Below are 22144 nucleotides of genomic sequence, written 5' to 3'. Positions count from 1 at the left end.
GAATTCTTTGGAAGAATGTGAAACAAGAATAATAAAAATAGATCCTGACCATATAAGATTAAAACTAAAACAAATGAAAGCTATAAATGTTAAAATGGAAAATCAAACAAATTATATATATGACTTTAAAGATGGACGTCTTATAAAAAATAAAGGCTATGCTAGAATAAGAGTTGTAGAAGATCTCCTCCACAATTCAACCCATTTTTACATGACTACTAAAAAACTTTTAAGTCAGGAAAAATATAAAGTAATGGAAGAAAATGAAACTGAAATACTCGACGCAGAAGCAGGTAAAAAAATATTTAAATCACTTGGACTAAACTTACTTCAATCTATAAAAAAATATCGGGAAAGTTACAAATATAAAAACAGCTTAATTGAAATAGACATAAATGATACATCCTTCTTTCCTTTCCCTTATATAGAAATAGAAACTAAAAGTGATGGTGAATTAAGTGAACTGGTAGAACTGCTTGGATATTCCATAAAAGATACTACCTCCAAAACTATATATGAAATATTAAATGAAAAATAGGAGAATCTATGTTTGGTTATGTAACTCCATACAAAATGGAGCTTAAAATAAAAGATTATGAAAAATTTAAAGCTTATTATTGCGGATTATGCAGGTCTATAAAATATAACATTGGAAATGTTCCCAGGATCTCTCTAAATTATGACATGACCTTTCTTGCACTTCTTTTAGACTCTTTAGGAACTGGTGAACAAACTTATGTAAAAAAAAGATGTGTTCTTCATCCCATGCAAGAAAAAATTTTTTTAAAGGACAATGATTCTCTGAAATATGCAGCTTTTTGCAATATATACCTAAGCTATTTCAAACTTTTAGATGACACAGTCGATGACCATTCTTTGAAAAGCAAGATATTTTCGATTTGTCTCAAAACATACTTTAACAAAACAGATGAAAATTATAAAAAAGTTTTCATACATATAAAGGAAAATTTGAGCAGTCTTTATGAACTTGAAAAAAAAACTAATAATAAATCCATAGATATGATAGCTCATCCTTTTGCACACCTTACTGGATTTATATTAAGTTCTTTTAAGTATGAAAAAATTAAAGAGGAACTGTACTTTCTTGGATATAACCTTGGAAAATGGATATATATTATAGATGCTTTAGATGATTTACATGATGATATGTCAAAGGGAAAATTTAATGTTATAAACAAATGTTTTAACGTGGAAAATTTAAGCTATGAAAGATTTTCTAAAGAAATAGAAACTAGAATTGATTTCATTTTAGGTACTTGTGCTGCACAGTGCATGAATACTTTCGAAAAACTTCCTATAAAAAAGAATGAAGAATTACTACACAATATATTACAATATGGACTTTTAGATAAGATGGATAAAGTTTTTAAAAGGGGTGTTTACAAAGATGAAAAATCCATATGAAGTACTTGAAATAAATGAAAATGCTTCAAAAGATGAAATAAAAAAGGCTTATAGAACCTTAGCTAAGAAATATCATCCTGATCAATATGGTAACAATCCACTTAAGGATTTAGCTGAGGATAAAATGAGAGACATAAATGAAGCCTATGACTATTTGATGAAAAATGAAGGAACAAATACATATAATAATGGAAGCAGTGATACCTATACTGGCAGCAATTCTAGCACATATCAGTCTGTAGAAAATGATATTTATAATGGGAATTTAAGCAGTGCAGAATCAAAACTCATGGGAATAAATACAAGAGATGCAGAATGGCACTACCTCATGGGGATTTTAAATACTAGAAAGGGCTGGTATGATCAGGCTAGTACTAATTTAAGCACCGCCTGCAGTCTTGATCCAAATAATTTTAAATATCAAGAGGCATTAAACAAGTTAAGAGGCATGAATAATTCCTATAGACAACCTTATTATGACAACAGGAGAAGAGACCCTGACATATGTAACATCTGTGCTACATTATATTGTTTAGACTGCCTATGTGGAGGTGGAAATTGCTAAAACTATCAATCTAAAAAAGAGGTGGGTATCAATGACAAAAGCTCAAAATAAGACCTCCAATATAACTAAAGGAGGTTTTTTAACTACCTTAGGAGTCATTTTAATATACTTAAGTGGCATAGTGCCAGTAAATAAGGCTTTTCTTCTGGCTTTGGCTTCTTTTATCATACCATTATCGGTGCTCGTTACAAGTTACAAAAATGCTATTACTATTTATGCAGCTACTTCCTTACTCTCTCTTTTAATATGTGGGTTTAAAATTACAGTGCTTTCCTACATAGTATTTTTTGGTCTCTATGGATTAATAAAATATTTTGTTGAAAAACTCAGGAAATTACCTCTTGAAATTATAATAAAGCTTGCTTTTTTTAATATATGTTTGTTAGTTCTATTTTTACTTTACAGCCTATTTTTCCCTGGTATTTTAAAAATGAAAATAAGCCCTTATTTAATTGTATTAGGTGCACAAATAGCATTTCTAATATATGATTACTTATTAACCTTATTTATAAATTATGTTAACAAATACGTTTTAAAAATAATAAAATAATGTTGTATTTAATAATAAACTATTGACATATGGATTTATGGTGATATAATGTTTATTGTTGAGGCTTACATAACAGTGCCCATTCGCCAAACGGTAAGGCACCTGTCTCTGGAACAGGTATGTGTTGGTTCGAATCCAGCATGGGCAGCCAAGAGAGAACTCTTTATTTTAGGAGTTCTCTTTTAAAATAAAATTTAAAAATAAATTCTTGACAGAAAACTGTTTAATATTATAAAATGAGAAATAAACAGAGTTCTAAGTTTCAGATAGAGTTTTTTTATCTGAAACTTAGAACTCGTTATCCAGGGGCATAGCAGCCGTTATCCCACACTTTATAAGAAGATGGGGGTATTTTACGGCTGGTAGCCATCGGATAAACTAATATTTAGCTTTGAAAAAGGAACAGTAGTATTTATATCACTAAAGAGAGCTGTTGTGAGGTGAAAAACAGCGTGAACAGAATACGAACTCACCTTAGGAGCTTATCTGAAGAAAATCAGATACGGTATGAACCGTTATTTTTTGAGTGAAACCAATTTATGGGTTTAATTAGAGTGGTACCGCGGAAGCTAAATCTTTCGTCTCTTGATTTTAAGAGATGAGAGATTTTTTTATATTCTAGCAACAAATAAACACCACAATTCTACTAGACTTCTTAGCTTACAAAAGCGTAAAGGCTATATTAAATTACAAATAAAGGAGAAGATATTATGTATAGTATCGAAACTGATAAAAAATGGCAAACGAAATGGGAAGAAACATCACTTTATAAATTTGACGATAATAATTTAGATAAAAAATTATATGTACTGGAGATGTTCTCCTACCCTTCAGGTAGTAAACTTCATGCAGGACACTGGTTTAACTATGCTCCTGTAGATTCCTGGGCAAGACTTAAGAAAATGCAGGGATATAATGTGTTCCAACCAATGGGTTTTGATTCTTTTGGTCTTCCTGCAGAAAACTATGCTATTAAAACTGGTATACACCCAAGTGACTCAACAGAAAAAAACATAGCTACTATGGAAAAACAACTTAAATCTATGGGTGCAATGTTCAACTGGGAAAACGAAGTAATTACCTGTCGTCCTGAATATTATAAGTGGAATCAGTGGTTATTTTTACAATTATATAAACATGGTTTAGCTTACAGAAAAAATGCCCCTGTAAACTGGTGTCCTAGTTGTAAAACAGTACTTGCAAATGAACAGGTACAAGACGGATATTGTGAAAGATGTGGTACCGAGGCAACTAAAAAGGATTTAACTCAATGGTTCTTCAAGATTACAGATTATTCAGAAGAACTTCTTCAGTGCCTAGATAAACTAGATTGGCCAGAAAAAACAAAAGCTATGCAAAGACATTGGATTGGTAAATCTACCGGTACAAACGTAACTTTTAAAGTAGCAGATTCTGATATTGAGTTTAGTGTATTTACCACAAGAGTTGATACCTTATTTGGTGTTACCTACGTAGTTTTATCACCTGAAAATACCTTAGTTGATAAATTGACCAAAGAAAAATACAAAGCTGAAGTAGAAAAATATAAAGAATTAGCTAAGAAGCAAAGTGAAATCGAAAGACAATCAATTACAAGAGAAAAAACGGGTGTATTCAGTGGTTCTTATGCTATAAATCCTATAAACGGCAGAAAAGTTCCTATATGGATAGGAGATTATGTACTAAATACTTATGGTACTGGTGCTGTAATGGCAGTTCCTGCCCACGATGAAAGGGACTTTGCATTTGCAACAAAATATAAGCTTCCTATCGAAAGAGTTATAGAAGGTGGAGACTCCTTACCTTATGTAGAACATGGCAAAATGATAAACAGCGGTGAATTCAATGGTCTAACTACAAAAGAAGGAAAAGAAGCTGTAACTAAAAAACTTGAAAGTATGGGATTAGGCTCTGGAAAAGTAAATTATAGACTGAGAGACTGGTTAATTTCAAGACAAAGATATTGGGGAACTCCTATTCCTATGGTATATTGTGAAAAGTGCGGGACAGTTCCTGTACCAGAAGATCAACTGCCAGTTGAACTCCCTTATAATGTAGAATTTTCTCCTGATGGCAAGTCTCCTCTTTTAAAATCAGAAGAATTCATGAATACCACATGCCCTTGCTGCGGAGGTCCAGCAAAAAGAGAAGCTGATACTTTAGACACATTTGTATGTTCTTCCTGGTATTATTTAAGATATGTTGATAATAAAAATAGCGAAAAACCTTTTGATAAAGCTAAAATAAATAAAATGCTTCCCGTAGATATGTACGTAGGTGGTCCTGAACATGCTTGCATGCACCTTCTGTATGCCCGATTTATTACTAAAGCTCTTAGGGATATGGGTTTCTTAGACTTTGACGAGCCTTTCCTATCTCTTAGACATCAAGGCATAATACTTGGTCCTGATGGTCAAAAAATGAGTAAATCAAAGGGAAATACCATATCTCCAGATGACTGCATACAAGAATACGGTTCTGACGTATTTAGAATGTATTTGATGTTTGGATTTGACTACAGCGAAGGTGGAGCTTGGAACGATGACGGAATTAAATCCATAAGTAAATTTGTAGATAGAATTGAAAGAACTATCTCTTCCGTAAAAGAAATTGTAGAAAGTGGAGATGCCGGAAAAACTTCTATGGATGCTGCTGAAAAAGAACTTAACTATACAAGAAACTTTTCAATCAAGTCCGTATCAGAGGATGCTAATAAATTTCAATTTAATACATCTATAGCTAGAATTATGGAATTTACAAACGCACTTTCAAAATACATTCAGCAAAAAGATAAAAATATATCGCTGCTAAAAGATACTATAATTGATTTTGTAAAAATCATAGCACCTTTTGCACCTCACTTTGCAGAAGAGCAATGGGAATCTCTAGGAAAAAGCTATTCCATATTTAATGAAAAATGGCCTAATTTTGAACCCAATGCACTTATAAGAGATGAGGCAGAAATAGCCATTCAGATAAATGGTAAAATCAAAGCTAAAATAAATGTATCTACAAACTTGAAAGAAGACCAGATAAAAGAGTTATCTCTTTCTAATGAACATATCAAATCCCTTTTAGAAGGTAAAGATATAAAGAAAGTCATAGTGGTAAAAGGCAGGCTTGTAAATATAGTAGCAAAATAACAATATATAAATAGCTGCCATTATTAATTTCAGTTGCTAGTTTTAGCTAAAACCTGCAACTGAATTGTAAAATGACAGCTATTTATACATTTGAAGTAACTTTTCTGTAGAGCGGAGTAAACTTACAAGTTCAAACACTTCTCCCTCTTCAATTAAATTATTTAATTGGACTTGATATCTAGTTGATTCGGTTAATTTTCCCATAGAAGACATAGTAAGTATATTGTTCATTATATCAGAAACCAAGCTTGACTTTACTTCAAATAACTTTTGAGCATCTTTTATTTCATCTTTGATCTCAAGCATCTGTTGATCAAGCTGGAAAGCTGCATCTGCCGCACTCTTAAGTTTTAATTTTATTCCACTAGGTATGTCCTGCTTATATTTGTAATTCAACGAGTGCTCTATAGTAGCCCAAAAATTCATGGCAAGAGTCCTTATCTGAAACTCAGCTAATATTTCTTTCTCACCCTCTGCCATATTAACAGGGTATTTAATTATTACATGGTAACTCCTATATCCGCTTTCCTTCACATTAGATATATAATCTTTTTCATACATTATACTCATATCTTTCCTATTTCTTATTATCTCAACTACTTTTTCTATATCATCTACAAACTGACACATAACTCTAATACCAGCTATATCTTCCATCTCATAACCTATTCTGTCAAGAGGTATATTGAATTTATTGGCTTTCTCTAATATACTAGATATCTCCTTTACTCTTCCAGTAACAAATTCTATTGGTGAGTATTCATTTTTTTTCCTATATTCTTTTCTTATACTTTTAAATTTCACTTTTAACTCTTCAACAGCTTGACTATATGGTATTAAAAATGTTTTCCATTCCCCTATTGCCATATAAATCACCCCCAACGAATTATATAAGTACATTATTATTATATCAAAAATTTCAATTATTCCATATAGTATATATGTTTCCTATATACTTAATAGTATAATTTTAATAATTTTTTTGATATAATAATATTATAACTTAATAATTAATACAAACAATATATTATTCATAATGAAGGTGGCTACAGATATGTCTAAAAAAACCTCTTTGGGTCTAGAAAATTTAAATGAAGATGGTGGCTTAAGTGAAGAAGAAAAGCAAAAACTACTACTTTACAATAAAAAAGTAGTATGTCCTGTTTGTGATAATAATTTTAATGCAAGAGCTATTAAGAAATCTTCTTATAGAATACTAAAAAAAGATTCTGACTTTTTTATAAGATATTCTATTATAAATCCCTATTTTTATGACGTATGGGTATGTGATGAATGTGGTTATTCGGCTATGAAAAGTGACTTTGAACACCTGAGTGATTACGATGCAAACATAATTAGGGAAAAAATCTCTCCTAAATGGAAAAGTAAGAATTATCCTCAGGTATATGATATAGATTTGGCTATAACAAGGTACAAGTTATCTCTTTTAAATTATCACATTATAAATGCTAGATCTAGTAAGAAAGCAATGAATTCTTTAAAAATTGCCTGGATGTACAGACTTAAGGAAGATGAAAAAAAAGAAATGGAATTCCTAAACCAGGCATTAGAAAATCTTCAAAGTGCATATTACAATGAGCCTTCTCCTATATACGGTATGGACAAGTTTACTACAATGTATCTTATAGGAGAACTTATGAGACGTACAGGTAGAAAAGAAGACTCCATAATCTGGTTCAGTGAGGTAGCAACTTCTACTATAGCATCACAAAAAATTAAAAATTTAGCTAGAGATCAGAAAGATCTTATAAAGAATGTGATAACTGAAGATATCAATCCTACAGATGACTCTGGGGATAATAAAAAACATGGACTTTTTTCTAAATTTCACAAATAACCCGTCCATAAATTTTTAGAGTAAGCTTATTTTTAAGTTTACTCTATATTATTCTTATAGGATTAAATTTTACATAATCTGCAGAAGCCAGTATATACTCTACTCCATTTACGTTTCCCGTTACAGCCTTAGATAAAGATTCTCCATGAAGATGTCCATATATAACCTTCTCTACACCATATTCCCTAAATATATCCGTAAATCCCGAGGACATAAATTTTTCACTTATAGGTGGATAATGTATCATTACTATAAATTTTTTATACCCTGCCTCTACTGCACAATTTAAAGAATTTTTCATTCTTAAAAGTTCTCTTTTATATATTTTTTCATCATGAACAGAAAAGTTATCACTTTCCGGACAATTCCATCCCCTTGTTCCGCATATTCCATAATCCTTATAGGTAAAAAAATTATTTTGTATAAAACCCATGTCTTCATACATATTATTTAGTTTAGTAATACTGTTCCACCAATAGTCATGATTTCCCTTTATCATTAATTTTGTTCCCGAAAGTTGGTGCACCCACTCTAAATCACAAGCTCCTCCTTCCATATTCATGGACCAAGATATATCTCCTGATATCAATACCTTGTCTTCACTAGTTATTTTACTGTTCCAATTTTTTTTAATTTTTTCATCATGATTAGCCCAGTTGTTTCCAAAAACATCCATAGGCTTACTGCCCGTTAAGTCCAAATGCAAATCTGATATTGCAAATAAAGCCAAATAATCACCTTCTACTTATATTTTTATCTATATCTATCACATAAGCTATTACTTTAGCTACCGCATCGTATAACTCAAAAGGCACATTATCCCCTATGTCCACATTACTCAAAAGATTGGCAAGCTCTTTATCATAAACTATAGGAACACCGCTCTCTTTTGCCTTATTCAGTATATTATCTGCTATTTGACCTATGCCTGCTGCAGTAACTATAGGTGCTTCATAATTATATTCATATTTTAAAGCTGCTGCTTTCTTTTTCTTATCCATAATATTCCCCTTCAATAAGAGTTCAGTAATGAGTTCATAATAATCAGTGAGGTATCTGAAAAAAATGCCTAAAGTTACGCCTTTGTATTTATAACACCTATATCACTATCCTGAAAAAATTCTCTACAAGTTGATATGTTCATCTCTTCTTTCTTTTCATCAAATCTAACATATACATTATACCCTATATCAGATAAGCTCTCCAGTACCCTTTTTTCAGTTTTCTTGAATAAATTAAGCCATTCCTTACTACATTTGATATCTATATCCATGCTACGGTTTTTAACGCTTAAATATGCATCTACTGTTCCCATATTTTCAGTACTTACAGAAGTTACTATTTTTACATTAGTAGAATCTATTTTTTTCCCTTTTTGCCTATCATCCTTAATCATCAGTTTACATTGATAATCTTGTTGATTTAAATTTATAGGAACATCCATATAATAGTATGAATTAGATACAGTATTGAATACTTTGAAATCGTTCATGTTATTGTTAAGCACCTGTACAATATTTCCACTAAGTTGATTTTTGCCATCTCCTTTTTGATCTAAAACTGTTCTTATAATATCCTTCATCTCACTAGTCTTTATGTTTATCTGTTCTTTTATCTGGCTTACAATGTCATCCATACCATTTTGCTTTATAAAATTATTATGGTGAGGACTTTCAACTTTACTTCCTTCCTTTTCAGAAAACTTTGAAACCGTATTTGAGGTATCCTTTTGTTCTAAATTCTCTATATCCTTAGAAGAAATGCCCTTATCTGTACCTGTTTTTTGTTCTATATTTTTAGAAGACATATCTTTATCTATACTTGTCTGCTGTTCTATGCCTTTAGAGGAAATATCCTCCTTTACATTAGATGATTGTTCTACATTTGGAGATTGAGTTTTTTCTTCACCTACTGAATTTTTGATTTTATTTAAAATCTCATTTAACTTATTTGCATCCAATCCCTCACTATTTAAAACAGTTTTATTTTCTACGCCAGCCCTTTCTGTACCTGTCCTACTAACAGTGTCCTTTTCACTCTGTGTAGAAGCAATATTGTCCTTAGTAGCTATGTTTTCTGCTTTACTGTCACTATCTTCACTTCTATATACTTCAGCTTGGGCTTTTTGGGAAATAACTTTTAAATTGTCTTTTGTACCTTCAACTTGGTTTTGGGTTTGTACATTAGTAGAATTCTGTCCAGATAAAGTTTCTCCCAAGAACTTTATTTCATTATATATGGTGCCGTCTTTTTTAAATACATTGTTAAAACTTTTTATATTATCTTCACTTAGTTCCATATTGTTTTCCAGGAAAGTAAGCAAATCATCACCACTTATCTGTTTTAGTTGACTAAAAAAATTTTTTAATGTACTGGTGGTAAATTTACCTTCTGTACTTTCAGGAGATATGCCTCTACTATCTAAATATTTATCTATAAACTCATTCTCTTCATTAGGATCATTTTTTATTTTGTCTATAAAATCCAGGGTAGTTTTTATATTAGAAATATTGCTTTTGGTAAGTGGTATTTCGTGCTTAAGCATGCTTTTTACAAGCTGGTAGTCATCACTACTTAAATTAAGATCACCGGACTCTCTAATAAAACTATCTATAGAATCTTTGCCTCCACTTTGTTCTCCATCTTGTGAATTCACAATTTTTAATTTAAGTTTTCCATTTTCGAATCCTTGTACTTCTAATCTTACAAGCTTATTTGGCAAAAAATCTACTGGGTTTTCTATCTCTGCAGAAAATTGCCATCCATCTAAAAGTTTTAAAAGTATTTCTCCTGTAGATTTTTTTAAATCTAAAATCCTAGCAGAAAATCTTTCACCTACTTCAAAAGATAATTTAGTAGATACACGCTTGTTATCTACATTATAACTACTGTTTATATTCCATATACCTGGCAAATTCATCACCCTTTATAAATTTATTCTCTTTTTAAGTTATGTATAAATTATCGTACAAAAATGTTTTTTCATAAAGATAAAATAAAAAAATCTGGGATAAACCCAGATTTTTTTCTAATTGTTATGTTCTGCCAAACCTCTTCTTTTACTCTGCTCTTGTTTCAATACCGGTGATACGCTCTTATACAAAACTAGTGTAAGTGCTGTAAGTAATACTCCTTTTAATAAATTAAAGGGTACAATGGCAAATAATATCAAGGTATTTATATCTGTTATACTTCCATTTACTTTTCCTGCTGCTGCTACCATTGCGCTTATAGGGAAATTAAGTACTTTTTCATAAAGTGGAAGTAATACAAAGTAATTTAGTACTGCAGCAGATACTGACATAGCAATAGTTGCCGCCCCAAGACTAACTGCTGCTGTCTTTTTAGTTTTATGTCTGTTATATAAATATCCTGCTGTAAACACTAAAACTGAACCCACTGCAAAATTTGCAAACTCTCCTATAAATGCTGTTTTTCCATCAAATATTCCATGAAGTATATTCTTTAAAAGCTCTATGGCAACTCCAGCTCCAGGTCCAAGTGCAAAAGTGCCTATTAAAGCCGGTAAGTCACTTATATCAATCTGTAAAAACGATGGGAACACAGGAATTGCAACTTCTATGAACATAAGTAAAAATCCAATTACACCTAACAATGATATCTTTACTAGCCTGTTTAACTTATTGCTTCTCATATCTAACATCCCCCTAAAATATTGTGTATAACCTTCTAAGGTAAGCAAAAAAGCCCTGATAAAATATCAGGGCTAATAAACGCTACATTTTACCTTCTTTCATCCAGACTCTACTGTCGGCCTCGGAATCTCACCGAATCATACCAATTATGGCTCGCGGGCTATACCGCCGGTGGGGAATCACACCCCGCCCTGAAGATTATATTTTAAATTTTCAAATTTATTATAATACTTTTACCAGCACATTTCAACATATTCTTAAAATAACTTTTATCCAATGATTACCTTATCTAATAGTCCTATAGTTTCTGTTTGTCCGATCGCTACCATCGATAACACCCCATCGCACACAGCGAAAGCGACTATCACCAAATCAAAGATTTGGAATATCTGCTTTTCTTCAAAGTGGGGTATAAGCACTGCTACGCGCCTGGATAAGCTCTTCCCCTAAAGGATAACGTATTCTAAGTGCTAAAGACACTAAGAATACTGTTTAATAAGGTTCAGATGGAGAAAGGTATTCCTTATAAGCAAACTCCACCTGAACCTAAGAATCACTTGATTTCATGCTAAGTGATATTCTCTTTCTCTTTTCATCTACTTCAAGTACAGTTACTTGGACTATATCTCCTACTTGAACTACATCAAGTGGATGCTTCACAAATTTATCTGACAACTGACTTATATGAACAAGTCCATCCTGATGAACTCCAATATCTACAAAAGCTCCAAAATCTGCTACATTTCTAACCGTGCCTGTAAGCACCATACCTGGCTTTAATTGATTAATGTCTATTATTCCAGTCTTAAGTATAGGTTTAGGAAGTTCTTCTCTTGGATCTCTACCCGGTTTTTTTATCTCTTTTATTATATCTTTTAGAGTTGGCTCACCTACATTAAGCTTTTCTGAAAGAACGTCTATGCCTATTTTATCAACTCTATTATCTATACCTGAAAGTTCTCCATTTTTTAAATCTTCCATATTATATCCAATAATTTTCAAAAGTTCTTTTGCTGCATCATAAGATTCAGGATGGACAGAAGTATTGTCAAGTGGCTCACCGCTTTCCATTACCCTTAAAAATCCTGCACACTGTTCAAAAGCTTTGGCTCCCAATCTTTTGACCTTTAAAAGCTCTTTTCTGTTTTTAAATTTACCATTTTCCTCTCTATAAGCTACAATGTTTGACGCTATAGCAGTATTTATTCCAGATATATAGGATAGAAGAGAAGGCGTTGCTATATTTAGGTCTACACCTACACTATTTACACAATCTTCTACAATTCCCTTTAAAGATTCATCCAATTTCTTTGGTGCAACATCATGCTGGTACTGCCCTACACCTATGGATTTAGGATCTATTTTAACAAGCTCTGCTAAAGGATCTTGAAGCCTTCTGCCTATAGATATAGCTCCCCTTAAAGATACATTTATGTCTGGATATTCCTTTGCTGCAAGTTCCGATGCAGAATAAATTGAAGCTCCTGCTTCAGATACAATTACATAGTACAGGTCCTTTCCTTTCTCTTCCTTAACTTCTTTTATAAGTTTTCCAATGAGTTCTTCAGATTCTCTGCTAGCAGTTCCGTTTCCAAGGGATACAACATTTACATCGTATTTATATACTAGCTCTTTTAGTTTCTTTATAGATCCTTCCACATCATTTTGAGGTGCAGTAGCATATACTATTGCGGTATCTAACAACTTGCCTGTATCGTCCAATACTGCAATTTTGCATCCATTTCTAAAACCAGGGTCATAGCCAAGTACATTTTTTCCCTTTATAGGTGATTGCATCAAAAGCGCCTTCAAATTGGCTTTAAATATTTTTATAGCACCTTCTTCTCCCATATCTGTAAGTTGTGACCTTATTTCTCTTTCAATAGATGGATAAATTAGTCTCTTTAGCGAATCTTCTACACTTTTTTCTATATAAGTATCTGTTATATTATTTCCTTTAAGAGATTGATTTTTTAAGTAAATTTCTATATTCTTCATATCACAACTTATCTTTACAGATAAAACTTTTTCTTTTTCCCCTCTATTTATAGCTAGTATTCTATGAGGTGGAATAGACTTAACTGCTTCTCTATAATCATAGTACATTTCATAAGGAGTTGGTTCTTTGCTTTCACCCTTCGTTTCAATTATTCCATTTTCCCAAACAAATTTTCTTATCCATTTTCTATATTTTGCTTCATCAGAAATAACTTCACTTATTATGTCAACTGCACCTGCTAGTGCATCTTCTACAGACTCAACGCCCTTTTCTTCATTTATAAATTTTTCTGCATACTTTTCTATATCATCTTGGAAGTTACCAGCTAAAATAGCTTCTGAGATAGGCTTAAGTCCCTTTTCCTGTGCAATAGTTGCTCTGGTTCTTTTCTTTGGTTTATATGGTCTATATATGTCTTCTACTTCTGTTAAAGTACTGCTGTGTTCTATAGAATTCTTTAATCCTTCCGTAAGTTTTCCCTGTTCTTCTATTATTCTTATTACATCTTCTTTTCTAGATTTAAGATTTCTAAGATATGTAAGTCTTTCTGCCAGTTTTCTTAAAGTTACATCACTCATGCTTCCTGTAAGTTCTTTTCTATATCTAGCTATAAAAGGCACTGTATTACCTGAATCTAAAAGTTCAATTACACTATTTATATATTTTTTATTTACACTAAGCTCTTCAGCTAATGTATCTATTATATTATCCATTTTTACCTCCTGGTTAATTTTATTTATGATAAATCTCTAAGTTAAAAGCAGGATTAAACATATTGAAAAAGTAAATCAGCTAAAAATATATTACAACAGTTATATACACTTTGGCAAATTAATATATATTTAGAAACACTTTATTTTAGAGGTTATTATTAATGAAAAAATTTATGTTTATACTACCATTAACTATATTTTGTATTATTTGTTCGTTAAGTTTTCAATATTACTATTTTATACATCCACTAAATTCTTTAAAAGTTAAAAATACTATTTCCTATCTATCTTCAGATAATTTTAAAGGAAGGCTTACTGGGACCTTAGAAAATTATGAAACAGCGGCTTTTATAAAACATTATTTTAAATTAGAAAATTTAAGTTCTTACAATAAGGACTATCTACAATCTTTTAATGTGGTTTATCCTGAAAAAATAGATGCTGCTCCATATCTCATAGTAAAGGATAAAAATGGCTTTATAGTAAAACAGTATAAGTATGCTACAGATTATAAGGAAGATATGCTAAATTTTAAAAATAGTATTGTATCTTTTAAAAAAGGTGATGTTATTTCACCATTAGGAAACAGCTTTCAAGTACAGACATCAAACCAATATTTTTTGTTTTATACTCCCAAAAATAATAACTTAGATTTTAGAAGTTCCTTTATTTCAAATTCTCGGGGAAGTATGTACATTATGATAAAAGAACAAACTGCCAGAGAAATAAAAAATTATTTAAATTTAGGTTGTGAAATAAGCTGTTTTATACCTTTTCATAATAAATTGACTTCTGCTTACAACGTAATAGGATACATAAAAGGTAAAAACCCTGCTCTACCTCCACTTGTTCTATCTGCCCATTTTGATCACCTTGGCTCTGACCTTTCCGGCACAATATATAGCGGTGCCCTAGACAATGCTTCTGGTACATCTTTTTTACTTGGTCTTATAAAATATATAAATTCTATTGGGAAACCGGAAAGAAATATAGTAATTGCAGCTTTTAATGCAGAAGAATTTGGATGCCTAGGGTCAAAAAATTTTGCACAGCAATATAAAGACACCCTAAGAGGGGGAAAAGTTATAAATTTTGACATGTTAGGCAGTGATAAAAACGTTCCTCTTTCCATAATGGCTGGAAAATGGGATTCAAAAAATTCACCTTTTGTAAAAGAAATAGCACAATTATGTACTAGTAGCAAGATAAACTTTAAGTATGCTTTTGAAAATTCCAGTGATCATCAATATTTTAGAGCTTATAACATAGACGCCCTAACTTTATCAGATGCGGACACATCAAAAATACACACACCTATGGACAAATCTCAATATATAAATACAAAATCCATAGATAGGTGTTTCAATGTAGTTTCAAAAGAAATTGACAGCTATGCCTTCAATAATAATCCTTTTATTTTATACTCTAAATATTTATTAGTCATATCGTTTTGTGGAATACTTATAATGGTTAATTTATATTTGCATCAATTTTATAAATAAATCTGCTTAAAAGTTGATAATTGACAATAGACAGTTGAAGGAGGATTTTTCTTTAAAAAAATCCTCCGTAACTTCCAAGTTTCTTTGTAAACTTAAATTATGCCTTGGGCCATCATAGCCTCAGCAACTTTTAAAAATCCAGCAATATTGGCTCCTACAACTATATTTCCTTCATTTCCATATTCTTTTGCCGCGTTTTTAGAATTATTATAAATATTAATCATTATATTTTTGATCTTATTATTTACCTCTTCAAATGTCCATGAATACCTTATACTATTCTGAGACATTTCAATAGCAGAACATGCAACTCCTCCTGCATTAGCTGCCTTAGAAGGTCCAAAAAGAATCTTATTACTTAAAAATACATTTATTGCATCTAAAGTTGACGGCATATTTGCTCCTTCTGATACAGCTATAACACCATTTTCTACAAGAGCCTTAGCAGATTTCTCATTTATTTCACCTTGAGTTGCACAAGGAAGAGCTATGTCACACTTAACATTCCAAATTTCTCTAAAATCTGGTACATACTTAGCAGTAGGCACACTTTTTAGATATTCTTTTATTCTTCCCCTTCTAACTTCTTTAATTTCTTTTACTACATCTAGATTAATTCCATTTTCATCTAAAATATATCCATTAGAATCAGAACAAGTAATAACTTTAGCTCCAAGTTCAGTTGCTTTTTCAATAGCATAAATAGCCACATTTCCCGAACCTGAAACTACTACTTTTTTATCTTTGAAACTCAAATTATGATCCTTTAGCATTTCTTCAGTAAAATAAACTAATCCATATCCTGTTGCTTCTGTTCTGGCAAGACTTCCTCCATAAGTCAGTCCCTTGCCTGTCAAAGTACCCTGTTCACTTACACCTTTAAGTTTATTATAATAGCCATATAGATATCCAATTTCTCTTCCACCGACACCTATATCTCCTGCAGGTACATCTCTATTAGAACCTATGTACTTGTACAGCTCAGACATAAAAGCTTGACAAAATCTCATAACTTCGTTATCAGATTTGCCTTTTGGATCAAAATCTGAACCGCCTTTTGCTCCTCCGATAGGTAACCCTGTTAAGGAGTTCTTAAATATTTGCTCAAATCCTAAAAATTTTACGATACTTTGATTTACAGATGGATGAAATCTTAACCCACCCTTATACGGTCCTATAGCCGAATTAAATTGAATTCTAAAACCTCTGTTTACTTGAACCTCTCCATTATCATCAACCCATGGGACTCTAAAACTTATAGCTCTTTCTGGTTCAGTTAATCTTTCAAGTAATCCTGCTTTAATAAAATCAGGTCTTCTATCAAATACAGGTACTAAAGAAGTTAAAACTTCTTTTACCGCATCAAGAAATTCTTCTTCACCTAAATTTCTTTTTTGTACAGTACTTAAAACTTTTTGAACATACTCTTTGCCATCCATATTATTACTCCTTCATAAAATAATTGTAGTTATCTTTACTATTTTACTTATAATTATACCAAAATTAACATAATTCAAAAACATATTCTATCATCTTCTAAAAATTTTGTACAAGCTTGAATTACTATTTATCCATATTATCCAATATATGTAACATAATCAATTATATCTAGGTTTCCTGTTTTTTAATTCAACAAAAAATACAGTGATAATCGTAAATAGAAACATCATTAATCCACAGCTAAAGAATCCAAATTTACCACCGAATTTTTCCATAACTGCACCCACGAAAGCACTACCGAAAGGGGTGCTTCCAATATTTAAAAGGGCATATATACTCATTACCCTCCCCCTATATTCATCTTCTGTATTAAACTGCAGTGTAGCATTTGCTTTATTTAAAAAAGTAAGCCCAAAGAATCCTATACATACAAATAGCATCCCTACCAATAAATAACTACTTGTAAATAAAGTTACTATTTGTAAAATAGCCAATATAAATGAATTTATAATGAGGAAATGCTTACTTCTAAGTCCCCTGCCTATCCCTGCCATAAAAATAGCTCCTAAAAATGACCCCGCACCTGAAAGACTTAAAAAAATACTATACTCTTTCGCTCCTCCATTCATGACTTGCTTTGCAAATACAGGTATAATTACATTGCTATTAAATGCAAAAGTACATACTATAGCCATCATAAACATTACAGATAGAAGTATTTTCTTATTTATAGTATACATAATCCCACCTTTTAAATCCTGAATTAGATTGAAATTTTTGGTTCTTAATGTTGGATTACCTTTGGCCTTTATTTGAAACACACCATAGATAACAGGTATAAAACTAATTGTATTGACAAGAAAGCATTGAAATACTCCTAATTTGTTCATTATTATTCCTGCAAATGCAGGTCCAACTATACGTGATATATTAAAAACAGTTGAGTTTAAAGATATAGCATTTGGAAGATCCTTTTTTCCTACAAGTTCAATAAAGAAGGACTGCCTTGTAGGCATGTCCAAACTTGTTATAATCCCATTAATAACAGCTAATATAGCTAATATCCAATACTTACTATATCCAATATAAATAACGAAAGTCAATATAAAGGACTGTATCATATAAGAAAACTGAGTCATTAAAATAATCTTTCTTTTGGGATATCTTTCTGCTATAACACCTGCAATAAGTGTAATCAAAAGTACTGGTGCATATTGAAATACTGATATAAGTCCAAGAAGAAAAGGAGAATTAGTTATCTTATACACATACCAACTGAGTGCGGTATTTTGAATCATAGTTCCCATTAGTGACAAAAGCTGTCCTGACAAAAAATATCTAAAATCTCTATGTTTTAGGGATGAAAAGACATCCCCTACTGTACTTTTAAAACTCAAGCTAAATCCTTCTTTCAATTATACGTTAAAAATACATGCAAATAAATGCTATCAGATTGTACGCCTGATAGCACTTTATTTACTTTGCCTGCTGTCTTAAATAGGCTAATATAAAATTATCAATTTCTCCATCCATTACTGAAGACACATTCCCATTCTCTACTCCAGTTCTATGATCTTTTACAAGAGTATATGGATGGAATACATAGGATCTTATCTGGCTTCCCCATCCCATGTCCTTAAGTTCTCCTGCAAGATCTTCTATCTTTTCCTTATGTGCTCTTTCTTTAAGTTCCACAAGTTTTGATTTTAACATGAGCATTGCAGTCTCTCTATTATAATGCTGACTTCTTTCATTCTGGCACTGTACAACTATACCCGTAGGTATATGAGTTATCCTGACTGCAGATTCCGTTTTATTTACGTGCTGTCCGCCTGCACCAGAAGACCTATAGGTATCTACCCTTAAATCTTCTGGCCTTATATCTATGTCTTGGTCTTTGGTAAGTTCCGGCAAAACCTCTACAGATGCAAAAGAAGTCTGCCTTTTCCCATTAGCATTGAAAGGTGATATTCTAACCAATCTATGAATACCCTTTTCGGCTTTCAAATACCCATAAGCAAATTCCCCTATTATCCTTAATGATACACTTTTTATTCCAGCATCATCTGCAGGAAGAATATCTAAAGTCTCAACTTTATACCCAGACTTTTCTGCCCATCTGGTATACATCCTCAAAAGCATCTCCGTCCAGTCTTGGGCATCTGTGCCACCTACTCCCACATGTAAATTCAATATGGCATTGTTTTTATCATATTCTCCTGATAAAAGTATTTCTATTTTAAGTTTATCAATTATATTTTCGATATCTTCCACTTCAGATAATATATCTTTGCAGTCAGAAACGTCTTCCTCTTCTTCCGCAATATGAGCTAGAATTTCTGCATCATTTATTCTACTCTCCAACTTATTATACATATCCAGCTTTTCATTTAAAAACTTTTCCTCAGAAGTTACTTCCTGTGCCCTTTCCAAGTGATCCCAGAAATTAGGTTCCTGCATTTTCATCTGCAATTCTTCTATCCTATTCTTATAGTTACCTAGGTCAAAGAGACTCCTTTATTTTATTTAATGTTTTTTTTAATATGCTCAATTTTGATAGGGATTCTTCCAAATCAATTATCATACAACCACCTCAATGTCATCTTAGTTATTTGCAAGCTTTCCACAACAATTTTTATATTTTTTGCCGCTGCCACAAGGGCAAGGATCATTTCTTCCTACAGTTTTTTCTTTCTTTATAGGTTTTTTCTTCATTGCAGTTTCTTCACCTTGATTAGTAACTACATTCTTAGCTACTCTTTCTCTCTCAGGTGCTTTTTCAATTTGTACATGAAGAAGATACTTAACCGTATCCAATTTAATATTATATATCATTTCTTCAAACATTTCACTGCCTTCAAACTGATATGCTTGCGCTGGTTCCTGCTGCCTGTAGGCTCTAAGTCCAATAGCTCTCTTTAAGTGCTCCATATCATCTATATGATCCATCCACTTTGTATCAACAACTCTAAGTAAGATAACTCTCTCAATTTCTCTCATCTGTTCTGGAGTACACTCTTCTTCTTTTTCTTCATAAATTTTTTGACCTATATCTATATATTTCTGCTTAATTTCCTCATTAGAAAGATTTATAATATCCTCTTTCTTTATGGAATCTTTTTGTACATAAACTTCTTCCATATATTTTATTAGCTTTTCTACTTCATCTTCAAAATCTTCTTCTATACCGGATATATGAGAATCTACAATAGAAGATACTAAACTCTTTATCATATCAACCATGTATTCTCTAAGATCTTCACCTTCAAGCACTTGTGATCTCTGTTTGTATATAATTTCCCTCTGTTTATTTATTACATCGTCATATTGAAGTAAAGTTTTTCTTATATCAAAGTTATTTCCTTCTACTTTCTTCTGCGCACCTTCTATAGCATTTGTAACCATTCTACTTTCTATGGCCTCATCTTCTTTGAGACCTAATTTTTCAACTATTCCCTGAAGTCTATCTGAACCAAATATTCTCATCAGATCATCTTCTAGTGATACATAAAATCTTGACGTACCAGGATCTCCTTGACGTCCTGAACGCCCTCTAAGTTGGTTATCAATTCTCCTTGACTCATGTCTTTCAGTTCCTATTATTTTAAGTCCGCCAAGAGCAACTACATCCTTTCCTAGCTTTATATCAGTACCACGACCTGCCATATTAGTTGCTATAGTAATTGTTCCTTTTTCTCCTGCATGAGAAATTATTTCTGCTTCCATTTCATGAAACTTAGCATTTAAAACTTGATGAGGTACTCCTCTTTTCTTTAACATATCTGAAAGTAACTCAGACTTTTCTATACTTACTGTACCTACAAGTACAGGCTGGCCTTTTTTATAGGTTTCATATATTTCATCTGCTATAGCTTTAAATTTCCCTTTTGCACTTTTATAAACTACATCAGGGTAATCTGTTCTTGCTATAGGCTTATGGGTAGGTATTACTATTACATCAAGTCCGTATATTTCTCTAAATTCATTTTCCTCTGTCAGTGCAGTACCTGTCATACCTGATAATTTATTAAACATCCTAAAATAATTTTGATAAGTAATAGTTGCAAGTGTCTTTGATTCTCTCTCTACTTTTACATTTTCCTTAGCTTCTATAGCTTGATGTAACCCATCGCTGTATCTTCTGCCTTCCATCATTCTTCCTGTAAATTCATCTACAATGAGCACTTCTCCATTTTTTACCATATAATCTTTATCTCTTCTCATTATATAGTTAGCCTTCAAAGATTGAACTACATAATGCTGTATCTCCATATTCTCTGGATCCGCATAGTTTGCCAATTGAAAGAAGTTTTCAGCCTTTTTTACACCTGTATCTGTAAGTATTACCGAATTTGCCTTTTCATCTACCTCATAATCCTCTTTTTGTAAGGATTTTGCAAAGCTATCCGCAATATTATAAAATTCAGTTGATTTTTCTCCTTCACCTGAAATAATAAGAGGTGTTCTTGCTTCATCAATTAAAATAGAGTCAACCTCATCCACTATAACAAAATTAAGCCCTCTTTGTACTCTTTCTTCTTTGTAAATAACCATATTATCTCTCAAATAGTCAAATCCAAATTCACTATTAGTACCGTAAGTTATATCACAATTGTACGCTTCTTGTCTCTGGGTTTGATCTAAATCATGTAGTATTACACCTACTTTAAGTCCTAGCGCTTCATATATAGGTGCCATGGTATCTCTATCTCTTTTTGCCAGATAGTCATTTACTGTAACTATATGAACTCCTTTTCCTGTAAGTGCATTTAAATATGCAGGTGCGGTAGCAACAAGTGTTTTACCTTCACCAGTTTTCATCTCTGATATTCTTCCTTGATGGAGCACTACTCCACCTATTAACTGCTCCCTATATTGCTTTAAGCCTATAGTTCTATATCCTACCTCTCTAACAACAGCAAAAGCTTCAGGTAATATTTCATCTAAAGATTCACCCTTAGAAAGTCTATCTTTAAATTCATCTGTCTTTGCTCTAAGTTCTCCACTCGTCAATCCCTGCATTTTTGAATCTAAACTATCTATTTTATCTACTATAGGGATAACTCTTTTTACTTCCCGTTCACTATATGAACCGAATATTTTCTGAAAAAGTTTCATTATTTTCATCCTCACCATGTTAAATTTGTTTACAAAAGTATACACCTTATAAATTATATCATCTAATTATTAGGTGTTCAACTTATTAAATAATAGTTTACTTTAGTTTAATAATATGCTGTCTATTTTTAAAGTATAAAAAGAGGAAGCTTTATGCTCCCCCTTTATTGCATCT

17 protein-coding genes, 1 tRNA gene, 1 riboswitch and 1 other annotated feature are annotated in these 22144 nt (G+C 31.8%); of the genes, 8 read left to right on the top strand and 10 right to left on the bottom strand.

The window, feature by feature from the left end:
• Positions 1-7: 7 nt before the first annotated feature.
• The 6 genes from CLAU_RS11685 to leuS all read left to right on the top strand — a co-directional run bounded on the left by CLAU_RS11685 (position 8) and on the right by leuS (position 5683).
• Entirely contained in the window at positions 8-538 is a 531-nt protein-coding gene (locus CLAU_RS11685; protein ID WP_023162570.1) for a class IV adenylate cyclase, read from the top strand.
• Between the two features lie 8 nt (positions 539-546).
• The gene (locus tag CLAU_RS11680) at positions 547-1425 is read left to right on the top strand and encodes a DUF5685 family protein (RefSeq protein WP_023162569.1); all 879 of its coding nucleotides are present in this window, start codon (positions 547-549) and stop codon (positions 1423-1425) included.
• Positions 1409-1990 (top strand): J domain-containing protein, encoded by a 582-nt coding sequence (locus CLAU_RS11675; RefSeq protein WP_023162568.1) that lies wholly within the window; start codon positions 1409-1411, stop codon positions 1988-1990. The genes CLAU_RS11680 and CLAU_RS11675 overlap by 17 nt, the downstream gene beginning before the upstream one ends.
• Before the next feature lie 31 nt (positions 1991-2021).
• Entirely contained in the window at positions 2022-2540 is a 519-nt protein-coding gene (locus CLAU_RS11670; protein WP_023162567.1) for a hypothetical protein, read from the top strand.
• 76 nt (positions 2541-2616) lie between these two features.
• Positions 2617-2691: transfer RNA gene (locus CLAU_RS11665), tRNA-Gln, on the top strand.
• A gap of 231 nt (positions 2692-2922) precedes the next feature.
• Positions 2923-3129 (top strand) — a binding site (T-box leader).
• Between the two features lie 121 nt (positions 3130-3250).
• The gene (gene leuS / locus CLAU_RS11660) at positions 3251-5683 is read left to right on the top strand and encodes a leucine--tRNA ligase (protein WP_023162566.1); all 2433 of its coding nucleotides are present in this window, start codon (positions 3251-3253) and stop codon (positions 5681-5683) included.
• A gap of 78 nt (positions 5684-5761) precedes the next feature.
• Here leuS and yjbM read toward each other — a convergent pair whose 3' ends face one another.
• The gene (gene yjbM, locus CLAU_RS11655) at positions 5762-6550 is read right to left on the bottom strand and encodes a GTP diphosphokinase (RefSeq protein ID WP_023162565.1); all 789 of its coding nucleotides are present in this window, start codon (positions 6548-6550) and stop codon (positions 5762-5764) included.
• A gap of 187 nt (positions 6551-6737) precedes the next feature.
• On the opposite strand from yjbM, the gene CLAU_RS11650 reads away from it, so the two are divergent.
• The gene (locus tag CLAU_RS11650; protein WP_023162564.1) at positions 6738-7541 is read left to right on the top strand and encodes a DUF2225 domain-containing protein; all 804 of its coding nucleotides are present in this window, start codon (positions 6738-6740) and stop codon (positions 7539-7541) included.
• A gap of 43 nt (positions 7542-7584) precedes the next feature.
• Here the strand turns inward: CLAU_RS11650 and CLAU_RS11645 are convergent, their stop codons facing one another.
• From CLAU_RS11645 to CLAU_RS11625, 5 genes are all read right to left on the bottom strand, one after another.
• Complete coding sequence (locus CLAU_RS11645; protein ID WP_023162563.1) at positions 7585-8271, bottom strand: metallophosphoesterase; 687 nt, start codon at positions 8269-8271, stop codon at positions 7585-7587.
• A 4-nt stretch (positions 8272-8275) separates the two neighbouring features.
• A complete protein-coding gene (locus CLAU_RS11640) occupies positions 8276-8542 on the bottom strand; it encodes an EscU/YscU/HrcU family type III secretion system export apparatus switch protein (RefSeq protein WP_013236956.1) in 267 nt (88 codons plus the stop codon).
• A gap of 74 nt (positions 8543-8616) precedes the next feature.
• Positions 8617-10461 carry a hypothetical protein gene (locus tag CLAU_RS11635; protein WP_242832255.1) on the bottom strand — a complete coding sequence of 615 codons (1845 nt, stop codon included), beginning with the start codon at positions 10459-10461 and terminating at the stop codon, positions 8617-8619.
• A 108-nt stretch (positions 10462-10569) separates the two neighbouring features.
• Positions 10570-11196 (bottom strand): ECF transporter S component, encoded by a 627-nt coding sequence (locus tag CLAU_RS11630; protein WP_023162560.1) that lies wholly within the window; start codon positions 11194-11196, stop codon positions 10570-10572.
• 87 nt (positions 11197-11283) lie between these two features.
• Positions 11284-11400, bottom strand: a riboswitch (FMN riboswitch).
• 343 nt (positions 11401-11743) lie between these two features.
• Complete coding sequence (locus CLAU_RS11625; RefSeq protein WP_013236953.1) at positions 11744-13909, bottom strand: Tex family protein; 2166 nt, start codon at positions 13907-13909, stop codon at positions 11744-11746.
• A 161-nt stretch (positions 13910-14070) separates the two neighbouring features.
• Between CLAU_RS11625 and CLAU_RS11620 the strand changes: the two genes are divergently transcribed.
• A complete protein-coding gene (locus CLAU_RS11620) occupies positions 14071-15411 on the top strand; it encodes a M28 family metallopeptidase (RefSeq protein ID WP_023162559.1) in 1341 nt (446 codons plus the stop codon).
• Positions 15412-15503: 92 nt separating this feature from the next.
• Here the strand turns inward: CLAU_RS11620 and gdhA are convergent, their stop codons facing one another.
• The 4 genes from gdhA to secA all read right to left on the bottom strand — a co-directional run bounded on the left by gdhA (position 15504) and on the right by secA (position 21969).
• Complete coding sequence (gene gdhA, locus CLAU_RS11615; RefSeq protein WP_013236951.1) at positions 15504-16850, bottom strand: NADP-specific glutamate dehydrogenase; 1347 nt, start codon at positions 16848-16850, stop codon at positions 15504-15506.
• 159 nt (positions 16851-17009) lie between these two features.
• Complete coding sequence (locus CLAU_RS11610) at positions 17010-18248, bottom strand: MFS transporter (protein ID WP_013236950.1); 1239 nt, start codon at positions 18246-18248, stop codon at positions 17010-17012.
• Between the two features lie 79 nt (positions 18249-18327).
• Positions 18328-19435 (bottom strand): peptide chain release factor 2 gene (gene prfB, locus CLAU_RS11605; protein ID WP_099047006.1). Its coding sequence is split into 2 segments (ribosomal slippage): positions 18328-19356 and positions 19358-19435, totalling 1107 coding nucleotides; the frame shifts between segments, so codons are not numbered across the junction.
• A 20-nt stretch (positions 19436-19455) separates the two neighbouring features.
• Positions 19456-21969 (bottom strand): preprotein translocase subunit SecA, encoded by a 2514-nt coding sequence (gene secA / locus CLAU_RS11600; protein ID WP_013236948.1) that lies wholly within the window; start codon positions 21967-21969, stop codon positions 19456-19458.
• Positions 21970-22144 lie beyond the last annotated feature (175 nt).

It is taken from the genome of Clostridium autoethanogenum DSM 10061 (assembly GCF_001484725.1).
Taxonomy (GTDB): domain Bacteria; phylum Bacillota; class Clostridia; order Clostridiales; family Clostridiaceae; genus Clostridium_B; species Clostridium_B ljungdahlii.
The sequence above is the reverse complement of the archived record's forward strand: the minus strand, read 5'-3'. Positions and strand labels throughout refer to the sequence as shown.